The sequence below is a fragment of the Rhodoglobus sp. G.S.4 genome (assembly GCF_056619605.1).
Map to the genome: position 1 here is coordinate 2447262 of NZ_CM152748.1, position 14923 is coordinate 2462184.

Sequence of the window (14923 nt, forward strand, 5' to 3'; positions counted from 1 at the left end):
ACACCCATCAGGGGTTCGTCAGGTCTCCGAACTACACAGTAAGAAGGAACCCGACGCGCATCACCAGCGCACTTCACCCCAGGAGACACCATGGCGATCATCCGCTACACCGGCATCTACAACGCCGACGGGGGAATCTGGGGCGAAACCCGCTACGTCATTGGACACCTCCTCGGCATCACCGCCTGCTCCTTCTGCGACATCACCCACTCGCCGATTCGCCGCAAACCCGAATGGGATGCCATGGTCACCCGCCTCGGAGTGCCCTTCGATGTGCGACACCGCAACGAAATCACCCCGGCCGAAATCGAACACGTCACCACCACCGGGCTGCCCGTTGTGCTCGCCCACCACGACGATGGCAGCATTGCCACCGTCCTTACCGATAGCGAACTGGATGCCGTCGCCGGATCGGTCGCCGATTTCGCGCTAGCACTAACCAAGGCATCATCCACCAGTTGACTTTCCGGCGTCCACAGCGTGTAATGGAGATACCCCTTAGGGGTATCCACGTGAAAGGAACGCCATGCCCGGCTACGACGACAACAAAGAGCAGCTGCTGAAACGGCTGCGCCGCGCTGAAGGTCAAGTTCGCGGCATCCACCGCATGGTCGAAGAAGACACCTACTGCATCGACGTGCTCACTCAGGTGTCGGCCGCAACCAAGGCTCTCGAGTCCGTCGCGCTCGCCCTGCTCGACGACCACCTCAATCACTGCGTTGCCGAAGCCAGCCGCGAAGGCGGAGCTGTCGCCGACGAAAAGCTTCGCGAAGCGAGTGCCGCCATTGCGCGCCTCGTTCGTTTCTAACAACAACTTTCGCCCGCGCCTCGCGCCTGCGACAACCGAAGGAGAAACATGTCTCACACCGCTGACTACCTGGTCGAAGGAATGACCTGCAACCACTGCGTCTCTAGCGTCACCGAAGAACTCACCGAAGTGGATGGCGTGACCGAAGTCACCGTCGACCTCGTCTCTGGGCTCCCCTCCACCGTCTCGGTCACCTCCGATGCTCCCCTTGACGACGCAACTGTCGGCGCCGCAATCGAGGAGGCAGGCTACACGCTCGTGAAGAGCCTCTGATGGCCAGCGACCCGCTCACCTCGAGCAACGCGCAATCCCTCAGCGAGGCTTCGGCCATCAACACCGTCAACCTTCTGGATGTCGAACTCGACATCACCGGAATGACCTGCTCCTCCTGCGCGAACCGCATCGAGCGCAAGCTCAACAAGCTCCCGGGCGTCGAGGCGACCGTGAACTACGCGACCGAAAAGGCTCGCGTGCGCGCCCCAGAAGGCACCGACCCGCAACAGTTCCTCGAAACGGTGAAGGCTGCGGGGTATAGCGCCGTCATCCCCGTCCCGATTTCTGAAACACCGGATGCCGACACCGCACCAGCTGGCAATGACCGTGCTCAACAGCTGCTGCACCGCCTGCTCATCTCGACCGCGCTCACGGTGCCCGTCGTGCTGCTGTCGATGATCCCCGCCCTGCAGTTCACCTACTGGCAGTGGCTCGCGCTCACCCTCGCCGCACCGGTTGCCGTGTGGGGTGCGTGGCCGTTCCACCGTGCGGCCGCCGTCAACGCTCGTCACGGTGCCGCGACCATGGACACCCTCATCAGCCTGGGCATCATTGCCGCCTTCGGCTGGTCGCTCTACGCCCTCTTCTTCGGTGGTGCTGGCGAGGCCGGCATGCACATGACGATGACGTTCTTCGGAACCCCGCATGGTGGATCAAGCGAGATCTACCTTGAGGTTGCTGCCGCCGTTACCGTGTTCATCCTGCTGGGCAAGTACATTGAAGCCCGTGCGAGCCGCGAATCAGGAGCCGCTTTGCGCGCCCTGCTGGAGCTTGGCGCGAAAGATGCCACCGTGCTGCGCGGCGGCATCGAAGAACGCATCGCCGTCTCTGCACTCGCTGTCGGCGACCAGGTTGTCGTGCGCCCCGGCGAAAAGATCGCCAGCGATGCGCTCGTCCTCGAAGGCAACTCTGCCGTCGATGCGAGCATGCTCACGGGCGAATCCGTCCCCGTCGAAGTCGGCCCAGACGATCGCGTCACCGGTGCCACCCTCAACGTCGGCGGACGACTCCTCATCGAAATCACCCGCGTCGGCCGCGACACCGAACTGGCCCGCCTCGGTCGCCTCGTCGAAGAAGCCCAAACCGGCAAAGCCGACATCCAGCGTCTCGCCGACCGTGTTTCGGCAATCTTCGTTCCGGTCGTTCTCGGCCTCGCCGTCGTTGCTTTCGTCGGGTGGATGCTCGTCGGCGGGCCAATCGAACTCGCCTTCACGGCTGCCGTCACCACGCTCGTCATCGCGTGCCCGTGCGCCCTCGGCCTCGCAACCCCGACCGCCCTTCTCGTCGGAACGGGTCGCGGATCGCAACTCGGCATCCTCATCAGCGGACCCCAAGTTCTCGAACGCACCCGCACTGTTGACACGATCGTGCTCGACAAAACCGGAACCGTCACGACGGGCGAAATGCGCCTCAGCTCGCTTGAGGTACTCGAGGGCGAAAACGACGAGCTCGTGCTGGCCCGGGCCGCCGCCGTTGAGGCTGGCTCCGAGCATCCGGTTGGCCGCGCGGTTGTTGCCGCCGCCCACCAGCGCGGCCTCACGCTGCCGAGCGCCACCGACTTCGCCGCCCATGCGGGCACCGGCGTTCAGGCCACCGTAGACGACACTGTGGTGTTCGTCGGCAAGCCGTCGTGGCTCGCCACCGACAATCAACAAACAGTGTCGGATGCCGCCCTCACCCTGGTCAAGAATGCTGAAGCTGCCGGGTCGACCGCAATGGTCATCGCGTGGGGCGGTCAGGCGCGGGGTGTGCTGGTTGTCGGCGACACCATCAAGGCAAGCAGTGCGGACGCCGTCGCCGAGTTCATCCGCCTCGGCCTGCGCCCTGTGTTGCTCACGGGTGACAACGCTGGCGCCGCAGCATCCGTCGCCGCCACGGTCGGTATCACTGATGTGCACGCCGGCATCACTCCGCAGGGCAAGCTCGAGGTCATCCGCCAACTTCAGGCCGAGGGACGTGTCGTCGCGATGGTAGGTGACGGGGTCAATGACTCTGCCGCGCTTGCCGCCGCCGACCTCGGAATCGCGATGGGTGGGGGAACGGATGCCGCAATCGCCGCCAGCGACATCACGGTTGTCAGCGGTAACCTGCTCGTCGTCGCCGACGCCGTGCGCCTCGCAAAGCGCACGCTCGGGATCATTCGCGGCAACCTGTTCTGGGCTTTCGCCTACAACGTTGCGGCCTTGCCTATCGCAATGCTCGGTTTGCTCAACCCGCTCATTGCGGGCGCAGCAATGGCCTTCTCGTCAGTGTTCGTCGTGATGAACAGTCTGCGCTTGCGTGGCTTCAAGGGCAGCGTATAAGAGACCGAGACCGAGACCGGTCAAATGGCGTAGATTCGCTCGGCGTTGCCTGAGAACAATGCCACCTGCTCGTGGGGCGCATAGCCTCCGATGAGCGAACGGTAGGCGTGAATCAGGTCGGTGTACGAGCTGAACAGGCGGTCGAGCGGCCAGTTGGAGCCAAACACGGTGCGGTCGACACCAAAAAGCTCAATCGACGTCTCGACCCAGGGCCGAATTGAGTCAATCGTCCACTGCTGGTCTACCATCCCCAGCCCAGAGATCTTGATGAACGTATTGGGTTGAGCCGCAATCGCCGCCATCTCGCGTTTCCAGAACGCGAAGTAGTCGTCGCCGCGTTGGCGCGGAAAACCGCAATGATCGATGCAGAGAACCGTCTCGGGGGCGGCTGCTGCAAGGTCGGCAACTTTGCCGTACGACTCTGGCAGACAATCTATCGACGCAACGAGACCGCGCACACCTAGCGTCTGAATGCCGTGACGGTAGCGCTCGTCCACCAAGTAGTCGCCGTGAGAAAAGTCGCGGATGCCACGAAAACCCCCGAATTGTGAATGGCGATCGAGCTGCTCTTCCAGATCGTCAGCTCTGAGATCCGTGTGCGCAATGATGCCGTGAGGAGCACCGGTGCGGGCGAACGCTTCACTCAGCCACTGCGTCTCGACGACAGGGTCTTTGCTTCCCAACGCCGCCTGCACATGGATGACTTTGCTGACGTTGTTGAAGCGAGACTCGGCAAGAAAGTCTTCGGGGCGATACTGGCGTGACTTGACCGCATCGATGTTGCCAATCACCGGATGATCGAGCTCGGGGTCTAACCAGGAATACTCCAGCGTGGGGTGCCCCAGGTCATAGAAATGCACATGGGTGTCGACGAAGGCTAAATCGGTCACAGGCTGAACTCCATTCGCGGCGCGACAGTGCGCCGTACGGGTAGATGGTCGAGCTAATCGATAAAGAGGCCGCCATCGACGTCGATGACTTCGCCATTGACAAACGCGGCACCATCGGAGGCGAGAAAGCGCACGACGTGGGCGACCTCATCCGGGGTTCCCATGCGACCGACGGGTACTCGGTCGATCATGCTTTTAGAGGGCAAAGCCCCCATCATGTCGGTTTCAATCATGCTTGGTGCGACCGCGTTTGAGGTGATGCCGTTGCTTCGTTCGGCGTTAGCGATCGACTTGGCGAGACACATCATGGCCGCCTTGGAGGCCGCATAGGCACCACCGGTGCTGAACCCGCCATTTTTTCCCGCCGAGGATCCCACATTGATGATGCGACCGAAGCCTGCTTCTCGCATTCCTGGCAGCACTCGCTTGCTCAATAAAAACGCGCTCGTAAGGTTGACGGCGAGAGTGCGATTCCACACTTCGAGGCTGGTGTCATCGATGCGACCGGGCGCCAAAACGCCGGCATTGTTGACGAGAACGGTTGGTATGCCCAGTTCATCTTCAACGCGGGTTACCGCATCGTTGACTGCTGTTTCATCTGACACATCGCAAGCAATGCTGAGGGCACCGTTGGCGAACTCACCGGTTCCGGTGAGATCGAACGCCGCAACGGTGTAGCCATCGCTGATGAGCGCCGCAGCGATTGCAGCGCCAAGACCTCTCGCTGCGCCGGTCACGATGGCAACTCTGCTCGACATGACACCCTTCCGGAATTTGGTAACGATTCCAGACTCCGTTCTCGAGCCTATCGCCAGAGCCTCACCTGCTGCAATAGAGCGAGACCTCTGCCGCCGTGCCGTCGCAACGCGGTGCGGTTATTCCTCAGGAAATGGGCGACGAGTGTAGAACTCGGTGAACTCTTCACAGCGCCCTTCACTATCGAAACGAAGAAGAAACACGTTGTCGTAAATACGCACGATCGGCCCGCCAGCCACCTCACGATAAGACGAAGCTCCCCGCGCAACAACGACAGCCCCGTCAACCGCAACAGGGTGATAGCGGGCGTCAAAGGTTCCCGGGGCGTCCCGAGATGACTCGACCTCGGAACCATCGCCAGCACCGTCATCAGCCTCGTCGTCTACCCACGACGCCACAACGGCATCCCGCCCCCGAATCGGCTCGTCGTGAGGGTGGTAACGGTAGGCGATATCGTCACTAAATAGAGCACCAATATCCGCAGGATCATAGGAAACCCACGCGGCAACATAGTCGTCGAGCCAACGCTGAGCGCTCTCATAATTCATGGGCACACGCTACTCCCGGTGCACGACCCCCGCAACGGTCGCTGTACGATTCGCTTCAGTTATTCAGCATCATCCTTGCGCGTTCGGATGGCAATCGCGGCCGCCCTATCGGTCGCTAGGCGCCGCGCCAAAATCAGATTTCGGGCGGTGTCTCGAAGCGGCAACTGCACAGTATCCTCGGCAGGCACTCCCGCGAGCAACTGTCGCAGGCGAGTGAATTCGGCATCCACTTCGACACCAGCAACAATCGCGAGGTTGCTGATGTACAGCCAGATGAGGAGAGCGAGAGCTCCGCCGAGCCACCCATAGACGCGATCGTAGTTCGCAATCGTCGAAACATAGAAGCCGAAAGCTGCGGTAGCGAGCCCCCACGTGGAGATCGCAAACACGGCGCCGGTGCTCACCCACCGTATCCGTTCGTGACGAATATTGGGGGTGTAATAGTAGAGCACCGCGATGATGAGAGTGAGGATGCCGCCAAGCACCGGCCAACGCCCGTACGACCAGATCGCAACCCAGGGTTCGCCAACACCGAACTCCTCTCCGATGGCGGTCGCCACATTGGTGGTTGTGAGTAGGAGCACCGCGACCGCAGAAAATGCTACGAGCAAAAAGCCAGACAGGATCAGCATGAGTCCACGAAACTTCACGAAACGGCGACCCTCTTGCACCTCATACACACTGTTCGATGCGCGACCGAAGGCGGTGGCATAACTCGACATCGACCACACGCTGAGGGCGATACCGACACCTAACGCAAAGCCGGGACTGCCAATTGAGAAGAGCTGAATTAGCGGCTCATTGAGAGCCTCGACGGTGTCCTGTTGCAGCACCTCTCTCGCCAGATCCAGCACCGTATCCACGGCCCGCTCTTTGCCCTGCCCCAGCGCGAATGCCGATACCACTGTCAACGCGGCCGGGAAGATCGCGAGAGCTGCAAAGAACGCGAGGGTCGCAGCGGAGTCGATGCCCCGGTGCCGCATAAAGCCGTGATACGCGCGCCGAAACACGTAACGCCATTCGCGGCGAACCTGAGCGAGAGTGCTGAGGTACCCAGTTATGCGGGTGACACCTTTCGCATCAGCACCTGACTCATTCACGTTCATCCCGCCAGCTTAAACGAAACCTTCTCATAGCCGCGTGACGGGCTTACTATCTTTTCAGTAGCCGCCGCGCTCCGCGACGACATGAGTTTTCAGGAGCCTCCTATGAGCGCCATCACTCCCTGTCTGTGGTTCGATCATTCCGCCGAAGAGGCGGCGGCGTTCTACCTTGATGCCTTTCCTCGCGGCGTGATCCACAACACAACGTATTACCCCACTGAGGGTCTTGCCGACTTTCAGAAGGAGTTAGCCGGGGAGGTTCTGACGGTAGATTTCGAGATCGCGGGCCAGCTCTTGTTGGCATTAAACGCTGGCGACCTCTTCACTTTTACCCCCGCAATCTCATTCATGGTGAACTTTGATCCGTCAGGTGATCCGGGTGCACGCGACAACCTTGACGCGCTGTGGGAGAAGCTCATTGACGGCGGTAGTGCCCTCATGCCGTTAGCTGAGTACCCCTTTAGCGCACGGTATGGCTGGTTGCGAGACAAGTTTGGGGTGAACTGGCAACTGATGATGACCGACCCTGCTGGCGAACCGCGACCCATGATCATCCCCTCGCTGTTGTTTGGCGGTTCGGCCCAAAATCGCGCCCACGAAGCTACCGAGTATTACCTGTCGGTATTTGGCGACGCGAAGATGGGCACTGATTTGAGGTACACCGAACAGACGGGGCCGGCAACCCCCGGCTCAGTGAACTTCTCAGATTTTCGTCTGCGAGATCAGTGGTTTGTGGCGATGGACGCCGGGGGCGAACAAGAATCCACCTTCACCGAGGCAGTGTCGTTTGTGGTTCCGTGTTCAGATCAGGCCGAGATTGACCGCTATTGGGCTGCGCTCTCGGCGGTTCCCGAAGCGGAAGCGTGCGGTTGGTGCAAAGACCAGTTTGGGGTGAGTTGGCAGATCACCCCCGACAACATGGGCGAGCTCATGAAACGTCCGAATGCATTCGATCACATGATGGTGATGAAAAAGATCGAGATCGATAAATTTTAGGCTCCGGCAGCGACCGTGCGATGAGCATGCTCCCCACAACTAAACTCCAGACCATGCGTGAACCAGGGTTTTCGATACGACGGACGGATGCTGCCGACTGGCGCGAGGTTCGTGATCTGCGGTTGGAGATGCTGGCGGATACCCCCATTGGTTTTGCCGAGCACCTCGAGGATGCTCTCAGCGCTACGGAAGCGGAGTGGCAGCGGCGCGCTGTTCGCGGACAGAACTCGTTGAGCATCGCCGTCGCAGCAATCACCACCGACGGCAGGTGGATCGGCACGATGGGCTGCTATATCCCTGACGCCAAAACGGGCCCGCTTCTCGTGGGGGTGTACGTCACACCCGATTTTCGCGGCCGGAAAGCTGGCGTGACAGATGCCCTGCTCGCCTCTATCGAAGAGTGGGCTTCCCGCTACGGCAGCACCCTCACGCTCGGTGTGCACGAAGACAACGCTCGCGCTCGTACCGCCTACGAAAATCGCGGCTTCACCCTGACTCGGCACACGGTTCCGTACATTCTTGACAAGTCGCGGCGCGAACTCGAGATGATCAAGCAGCTGTAGCGCGCGATACCGGTCCGGTCGTCGAACAGCTAGTGGGCGAGCGGCGGAGTGCGCGGTGGCGAGACCCGACGGTGCGACACCGCCTCGTAGGCGGCGCCGATGCGCAGCAGGTCGAGGTCGGAGTACGCGGCACCGGCGAACGTGATTCCCACGGGCATCCGGATGTCGTCCATGAGCCCCATCGGAACAGTGACGGTCGGTACACCCAGGTGTCGAATCGCGAGGTTGCCGTTCGCGACCCAGACACCGTTTCGCCAGCCGGCTTCTGCCGTGGCAGGGTTCGTGCCCATATCGGCGGCGCCCACGTCGGCGACCGCGGGAAAGGCGACCGCGTGGAGCTCGTTGGCGCGCATCCATTCTTCGAGGTCGATGCGACGCGTTTCTTCGAGACCGCGCACGCCCGCTTCCAGTTCGGGGATGTCGGTGAAGTGGTCGTACGGGTGGTCGCGAACCTGGGTCGGGTACACGGCGATGTCGTCTTCGAAACCGTCGTAGCGGTCATGCGGGGCGCCGGGCACACTCGGGAAAATCGTGCTGCCGTCAATACCGACGATCGTGTCAAAGTTCGGGTCGCCGTTGGCCTGCAAAAAATCTTCCCACGCCCACGCCGAGAGGTCGACGATCTCGCGCTTGAGAAACTCTGGGCTCACCAAACCGCGGGTTGCGATCGTGGGTGCCCCCGCGCGATCGGCTTCGTAGTTCGAGACGGCCGGGAAGTCGACATCCACCACCGTCGCACCGGCGGCTTCGAGATCACGACGCGCTTGCTCAAACAGGGTGAGGATGCTCGGGCGGGTGTTGATCGCGGTTCCTGTCGGGCCGCCGACTCCGCGCGTGCCCGAGCCCGCCTCCGTGTCGCGGTTGATGTACATCCGGGGAACGCCGAAGCGCTTGCCCACCAACGGCAGCTCCACTGCCTCAGCCGCCAATGACAAGTATGTCTCCGGCCGCAGGCTCGACGCCGCCGGAATCTCGACCCACGGCTGCGAGCGCCAAAAATCACCCCGAGTGTCATCGTCGTCGAACACGATGACGTCAAGCACGGCGAGAAGGTCGGCCATGGTGCGCGTGTGCGGCACGACGACATCCATCGTGGGAACCAGGGGCCAGTTGCCGCGCACCGAGATGACTCCTCGCGAGGGCGTGTAGGCGCAGAGTGCGTTATTGGACGCCGGTGCCCGCCCGCTCGACCAGGTTTCTTCCGCGAGACCGAAGGCGGCAAAACTGGCGGCCGTTGCGGTGCCTGATCCGTTCGATGAGCCCGAACCATACGCCGCCGTGAGGAACTCAGCGTTATAGGGGCTCTCGGCGCGACCGTAGACGCCAGGCTGCATTCCGCCATTGGCCATCGGCGGCATGTTGGTGAGGCCGAGGCAAATCGCACCGGCTTGGCGCAGTGCACCAATAGTGGCGGCATCGCGCATCGCCCTCAGCTCAGAGAACGCTGGGCTGCCAGCCGCCGCTGTCAGTCCACGATGCAGGTAACTGTCCTTCGCCGTGTACGGGATGCCGTCGAGCGGTCCTCGCAGTGAGCCGGCGGAGCGCCGGGCATCCGATTCCCGCGCTTCGGCGAGCGCTTCAGGATTCGGCACAACGACGGCATTGAGCAGCGGCCCGTTGCGGTCGTAGCGATCGATGCGCGCGAGGTAGGCGGTGACGAGTTCTTCGCTTGTGAGGGTTCCGTCGGCGAGCGCCGCCTGCAGCTCGGCAATGGAGGCGTCGACAACTTCGAAGTCACTCATACGATCAACCTTTCCGCACTCGCAACGACACCGACGCGTGAGCTTGTCTCCGTGAGCGACAGTTTCGGCTGCTGCTGCGTGATGCAGTGGATGCCACCGCCGCGGGCGAAGATCTCGCGAGAGTCGACCATCTGCACGGTGCGGCCAGGATAGGCTTCGGCCAGAATTTCGGCAGCGCGAGCATCCGCCGTCTCGTCGGCAAAGCCGCACCCGATAACGCCACCGTTGACGACGAGGTGATTGACGTAGCTGTAGTCGACGAAGCCGTGATCGTCGCGCAGGATGCTGGGCGCAGGTAGCTCGACAATTTCGAAGGCTCGACCGGCGGCATCGCGTTGGCCTTCAAGAGCCTCTCGAATCTGGGCCATAACCTCGTGGTCCGGATGCTCGGGGTTGGGTTGGGCGTGCAGCAGCACGCGCCCCGGCGACGCGATTGTCGCCACGATATCGACGTGGCCGTTGGTGCCAAAGTCGTCGTAGTCGCGGGTGAGACCGCGCGGCAGCCAGACAGCATGAGTTGCCCCGATCGTGCGCAGCATTTCACTCTCAACGCGGGCGCGATTAGCGAGCGGATTACGGCGCGGGTCGAGTTGCACCGTGTCAGTCAGCAGAACAGTGCCTTCGCCATCGACGTGCAGTCCGCCGCCCTCCGCAACGAGCAGCGAGCTGACAAGCTCGGCACTAGCAGCCTCCGCGACAACGCGCGCAATCTTGGCCGACTGCTCCCATTCTGCCCACTCGGGAGCACCCCAGCCGTTGAAGATCCAGTCAATAGCGCCGAGTACTCCCGGCCGCTCATCGTCGACAACGAAGGTGGGCCCGATGTCGCGCATCCAGAACTCGTCGAGCGGTGCTTCGAGCAGCTCAATGCTGCTGGCGAGCATCCGTCGGGCACGAAGCATTTCGGTCGGGTCGACGACCATCGAGACCGGCTCGAACTGGGCGACGACGTTGGCCACATCAGCCCAAGCGGCATAACCGAGTTCGCGTTCGGTGTCGGTCGCGCCGAGGGTTTCGCCGACGCGCGGGAACGCCATCCAGGTGCGCTCGTGCTCGGCAGTTTCGGATGGCATTCTCCAGCTCATGGCTAGCCTTTCGAGGATTCGATAATGGATGCCGCGAGCCGCTGTCCCACGCGAATGGCACCGTCAACGTGTTGGTACCCTTCAGCCGCAAGGTCGCTTGAACCGAACTGAATCGGCCCGACCGGCTCAAGCTGCAGCGCTCCATACCGGGTGAGGCCGCCGAGGTCGAAGCTCGCCGCATAAGCACCGCGAGTCCACTCTTCGGAGGCCCAGTCGCTTTCGTAATACACGGCCGGGGTGAGTGCTTCGTCGCCGTAGTAGGTGGCGAGCGATTCGAGGATGCGCTGCTTGCGTTCGGCAGGGTCGAGGGTGAACAGTTCGTCGGCCTTCTCCCCCGACACAAACCCCACGAGGGTGCCGCGATCTTCGCCGTGGTTGGTGTTGTCGTACGCCTCGTGCACGATTTGGTACGGGCTGAAGGCTGTACCGGAGAGCCCGGCCGCGCGCCAGAACGGAGTCGCATAGGTCGCGTGAACCTTGATCACGAGACCGAGGGACGAGTGCTGCTGCATTTGTTGACGCAGGCGTGGAAGCGCGGGAACGTAGTCGATGCGGTCGTAGAGGTTCGGTGGCACGGCAACAATTACGTGGTCGGCACGCACCGTGAGATCGTCACTCGTGACGGTCGCGCCAGTCGCATCCCACTCGATCGTGCGGACGGGCTGCGAAAGCCGCACCACATCAGCGCCCAGAGCTTCGGCCATCCGCAGCGGAACCTGCTGAAGGCCACCCACCACGCGCTTGTCGAGAATGAAGTCAGCATCCACCAGGTTACTGAAGCTGCCAGCGCTGGCCGCCATGAGTAACGCCTGCAACAGCGAGAACGAATGAGCGGGCTTGGTGAGCATCGCCTCGGCAACGAACAGGGCAATATTGTCGATCGCTTCGGCATCCGTGCTCTGGCCTTCGAGCCACGCGCGGTATGAGATGCGGTCGAATTCTGCGGCCCGCGGATGCTCCCACGGAGCTTCAAGGTCGAGCTCAGCCACGAGGGCATCGAGCACCGAAATCAATCGGGTAATCTCGGCTTCGGTCGCGGCCCCCGCCGGAAAGATGTCTCCCGTAAAGCGGCGAGCCACGCCGTCGCTCGACACGTAAACGCTTTCGCCTTCGCGATACCGCTCGTAGGTTTCTAGGCCGAGTTCGGCGAGTGTTTCGATGAGCGCTGTCTGGTCGGGGGAAACCCACTGACCGCCGATCTCGAACATTTGACCTTCTACGAAGTCAGTCCAGAGTCGCCCGCCAATCCGGTCGCGTGCTTCGAGCACGATGACACTCTTGCCGGTGCGGACGAGCGCTCGCGCTGCCGTGAGCCCGGTGGCGCCTGCTCCGACGATGACGACGTCTCGGGTAATGGTGTTCATAGGCTCCATTATTTACCACCTGTTCAATAAGAGTCAAGAACGGCTACACTGCGAGGATGGCAGCCGGCACAACTCGACGACGAAACGCCACCGAGCGAGCATCCGAAATCCGCGACGCGGCACAGGCCATCGCCCTGACTCGTGGCCTCGCCGCAATCTCGCTGCGCAACCTCGCCGCCTATTGCGGAGTCACCGCACCCCTCATCACGCACTACGAGCCCAGCATGGAATCCCTAGTCGCCTCGACCTTCGCGTCGATTGCGGAGAAGGAAATTGCCGAAGTCGAGCGTCACGCTCTCGCGCCCGCCGAACCGCTCGATCAGATTCGCGCGCTCATTGAGGCCATCGCAGATCCCGCACGGGATAACGTCGGCGAAGTCTGGACCGATGCGTGGAGTCTCGGCCGTCGCAACGAGCCGCTCGCCGAAGCTGCCCGTCAGTCGATGGATTCCTGGCACGCGCTCGCGATCGGCATCATCCGTGCGGGTCAGAATGCCGGCCAGTTCGCCACCGTGAGCCCCGAGCGTGCTGCGCTCGTGCTTTTCGCTCTCGTGGATGCTACTTCCGCCTACCAACTCGTGAACTTCCGCAGCCGTGAGACCCGCGAGTCCCTCGTGCGCGAAACCCTGGAGGACATGCTCGACATGTCGCTGGGCTAATTGCGCGCAGCCCGTTATCTGCGAAAGTGCCGAATGCATCGAAAGATTCCTTGCAGGACATACCGAGTCCCGCTTAAGCTAGGGGCACGGAGGGGAGTAGTCCCCGCGAAGCTCATCGTCATTACGGTCGTGTCATCACGGCCCGGTGCAGCTAGGGTCTGAAAAGGCTCGACGAGACCTCCAGAATTTCTACATTCTGGAGTTGTTTCATGAACGTTCCCCTCTGGGCTTGGCTCGCCGTTGTCGGCGTCATTCTCGTGATGCTCGCCATTGACCTGATCGCCCATCGCACCGCCCACGTCATTGGCGTTCGCGAAGCTGCAGCGTGGTCCGTCGTCTGGGTAGCTTCCGGCGTCACCTTCGGTGGCATCATCTGGTGGCTATTTGGCGCCGAGTTTGGCCAGCAGTACTTCGCGGGCTTCGTCATTGAGAAGTCTCTCGCCGTCGACAACGTGTTTGTCTGGGCCATCATTTTCACGGCCTTCGCCGTACCACCCCAGTTTCAGCACCGGGTGCTGTTTCTCGGAGTTATCGGCGCTCTCGTTTTCCGCGGCATTTTCATCGCGGCCGGCGCAGCACTGCTCAGCAGCTTCGCGTGGGTGCTGTACGTGTTCGGGGCCTTCTTGGTATTCACGGGCATCCAGATGCTGCGCAAACGCCACGAGCACTACGACCCGGAGAAGTCTGTTGTGCTCAAGATCTTCCGTCGCCGCGTACCCATGACAGATGCCTTCTACGGCCAGAAACTTGTCGTGCGCAAGGCAGGTGTACTGCTTGCCACCCCGCTGCTAGCCGTGCTGGTGCTCGTCGAGATCACTGACATTGTGTTTGCCGTCGACTCGATCCCGGCCATCTTCGCCGTAACCGACGAAGCCTTCCTCGTGTTCACCGCCAACGCATTCGCGATCTTAGGTCTGCGCGCGATGTACTTTCTGCTCGCTGACCTCATGCACCGCTTCATCTACCTGAAGATCGGGCTTGCTCTCTTGCTCGTCTGGGTCGGCATCAAGATGCTCCTCCTCGACGTGTACTACATCTCCACGACCGTGTCGCTCGGCGTGATCTTCCTCATCTTGGCAACCTCCATCGGTGCCAGCCTGTGGGTTACCCGCGGACAACCACGCCACGCGATCGAGACCCCCGCGGGTGCCGGATTCCGGATGGCGACCGACGACGAACTCGCCGAGGTCGATATGCCGCGGTCAACGCAGTCGCGCACTCGCGTGAGTTAGCGGTCGTGCGTGATCGTGCGCCGGCAACAACCCGCAGTTCTCGGGCATCCGTCACAAGGTCGCTACAGCGATCAGAGCGGAGTCGGGATGATCTGGTGAACGAAACGAGCTTCGGTGAGGATGCGGCGGCGGGCGAATACCCAATGCCCGTCTTCGCGAACGTAGTCGTCGTCGTATCGAATCAAGAAGTTGTGAGAGAGATCAAACGGCAGTCGTTCATTCTGATGAAAGTCTTCGTAAATGTGGTGGGCAATGCAGTAAACCTCGCCTGATGCTCGATCGCCATCAACGTTTATCTGCTGGGTCGTTACTGAGTGCAATGTCTTCTTGTAGCGCTTGAGCTGATCCTCGGGAATGCGGAGCACATCGTCATAACCCCGGGGGAGAGATGATCCGCTTTCGAAAACTACATCACGGGAGAAGAGTGATCGCCAGGCCTCAACATCGTTCTTGTCGAGGGCCATCGCATAGCGATGGGAAAGATCTCGGACGGCGAGTTCGTCGAGCAAAGTCTCAAAGGAGCTCACGGCACCACCTTCATTTGATTTTTGCTTAGCAGCAACTTGTTCGGACTTTTGCACCCTAGCAGCCGAGTTTTGGT

General features: G+C 61.5%; 16 protein-coding genes. 8 read left to right on the top strand and 8 right to left on the bottom strand.

Annotation, left to right across the window (positions count from 1 at the left end):
- The first annotated feature begins 90 nt into the window (after window positions 1-90).
- The 4 genes from AC061P_RS12080 (at window position 91) to AC061P_RS12095 (ending at window position 3384) form a co-directional block, all read left to right on the top strand.
- On the top strand, window positions 91-462 hold the full coding sequence (locus AC061P_RS12080; protein ID WP_449647504.1) for a hypothetical protein: 372 nt from the start codon (window positions 91-93) through the stop codon (window positions 460-462).
- A 64-nt stretch (window positions 463-526) separates the two neighbouring features.
- A complete protein-coding gene (locus tag AC061P_RS12085; protein ID WP_449647505.1) occupies window positions 527-808 on the top strand; it encodes a metal-sensitive transcriptional regulator in 282 nt (93 codons plus the stop codon).
- A gap of 48 nt (window positions 809-856) precedes the next feature.
- A complete protein-coding gene (locus tag AC061P_RS12090; protein WP_449647506.1) occupies window positions 857-1081 on the top strand; it encodes a heavy-metal-associated domain-containing protein in 225 nt (74 codons plus the stop codon).
- Between the two features lie 101 nt (window positions 1082-1182).
- Complete coding sequence (locus AC061P_RS12095; protein ID WP_480392181.1) at window positions 1183-3384, top strand: heavy metal translocating P-type ATPase; 2202 nt, start codon at window positions 1183-1185, stop codon at window positions 3382-3384.
- A gap of 20 nt (window positions 3385-3404) precedes the next feature.
- Here the strand turns inward: AC061P_RS12095 and AC061P_RS12100 are convergent, their stop codons facing one another.
- From AC061P_RS12100 to AC061P_RS12115, 4 genes are all read right to left on the bottom strand, one after another.
- Window positions 3405-4274 (bottom strand): amidohydrolase family protein, encoded by an 870-nt coding sequence (locus tag AC061P_RS12100; protein WP_480391296.1) that lies wholly within the window; start codon window positions 4272-4274, stop codon window positions 3405-3407.
- A 53-nt stretch (window positions 4275-4327) separates the two neighbouring features.
- Window positions 4328-5032, bottom strand: a complete 705-nt coding sequence (locus AC061P_RS12105; protein WP_480391297.1) for an SDR family NAD(P)-dependent oxidoreductase — start codon at window positions 5030-5032, stop codon at window positions 4328-4330.
- 117 nt (window positions 5033-5149) lie between these two features.
- Window positions 5150-5578 (bottom strand): nuclear transport factor 2 family protein, encoded by a 429-nt coding sequence (locus AC061P_RS12110; protein WP_480391298.1) that lies wholly within the window; start codon window positions 5576-5578, stop codon window positions 5150-5152.
- Window positions 5579-5637: 59 nt separating this feature from the next.
- Window positions 5638-6684 carry a YihY/virulence factor BrkB family protein gene (locus AC061P_RS12115; protein ID WP_480391299.1) on the bottom strand — a complete coding sequence of 349 codons (1047 nt, stop codon included), beginning with the start codon at window positions 6682-6684 and terminating at the stop codon, window positions 5638-5640.
- Between the two features lie 102 nt (window positions 6685-6786).
- Here AC061P_RS12115 and AC061P_RS12120 point away from each other — a divergent pair, with 102 nt between their 5' ends.
- Window positions 6787-7677: a VOC family protein gene (locus AC061P_RS12120; RefSeq protein ID WP_480391300.1), complete on the top strand. Its 891-nt coding sequence runs from the start codon at window positions 6787-6789 to the stop codon at window positions 7675-7677.
- 53 nt (window positions 7678-7730) lie between these two features.
- The gene (locus AC061P_RS12125) at window positions 7731-8240 is read left to right on the top strand and encodes a GNAT family N-acetyltransferase (RefSeq protein ID WP_449647512.1); all 510 of its coding nucleotides are present in this window, start codon (window positions 7731-7733) and stop codon (window positions 8238-8240) included.
- Between the two features lie 29 nt (window positions 8241-8269).
- Here AC061P_RS12125 and AC061P_RS12130 read toward each other — a convergent pair whose 3' ends face one another.
- From AC061P_RS12130 to AC061P_RS12140, 3 genes are read right to left on the bottom strand one after another with little or no spacing between them, the layout of a single operon-like run.
- Window positions 8270-9982 carry an amidase gene (locus AC061P_RS12130; RefSeq protein WP_480391301.1) on the bottom strand — a complete coding sequence of 571 codons (1713 nt, stop codon included), beginning with the start codon at window positions 9980-9982 and terminating at the stop codon, window positions 8270-8272.
- Entirely contained in the window at window positions 9979-11067 is a 1089-nt protein-coding gene (locus AC061P_RS12135; RefSeq protein WP_480391302.1) for an agmatine deiminase family protein, read from the bottom strand. Before AC061P_RS12135 ends, AC061P_RS12130 begins: the two co-directional genes overlap by 4 nt.
- A gap of 2 nt (window positions 11068-11069) precedes the next feature.
- Window positions 11070-12431 carry a flavin monoamine oxidase family protein gene (locus AC061P_RS12140; protein ID WP_480391303.1) on the bottom strand — a complete coding sequence of 454 codons (1362 nt, stop codon included), beginning with the start codon at window positions 12429-12431 and terminating at the stop codon, window positions 11070-11072.
- A gap of 56 nt (window positions 12432-12487) precedes the next feature.
- On the opposite strand from AC061P_RS12140, the gene AC061P_RS12145 reads away from it, so the two are divergent.
- The gene (locus AC061P_RS12145; RefSeq protein ID WP_480391304.1) at window positions 12488-13090 is read left to right on the top strand and encodes a TetR/AcrR family transcriptional regulator; all 603 of its coding nucleotides are present in this window, start codon (window positions 12488-12490) and stop codon (window positions 13088-13090) included.
- 209 nt (window positions 13091-13299) lie between these two features.
- Window positions 13300-14322, top strand: coding sequence for a TerC family protein (locus AC061P_RS12150; RefSeq protein WP_480391305.1), 1023 nt, complete (start codon window positions 13300-13302; stop codon window positions 14320-14322).
- Between the two features lie 71 nt (window positions 14323-14393).
- Here the strand turns inward: AC061P_RS12150 and AC061P_RS12155 are convergent, their stop codons facing one another.
- Window positions 14394-14849: a nuclear transport factor 2 family protein gene (locus AC061P_RS12155; RefSeq protein ID WP_449647518.1), complete on the bottom strand. Its 456-nt coding sequence runs from the start codon at window positions 14847-14849 to the stop codon at window positions 14394-14396.
- Window positions 14850-14923 lie beyond the last annotated feature (74 nt).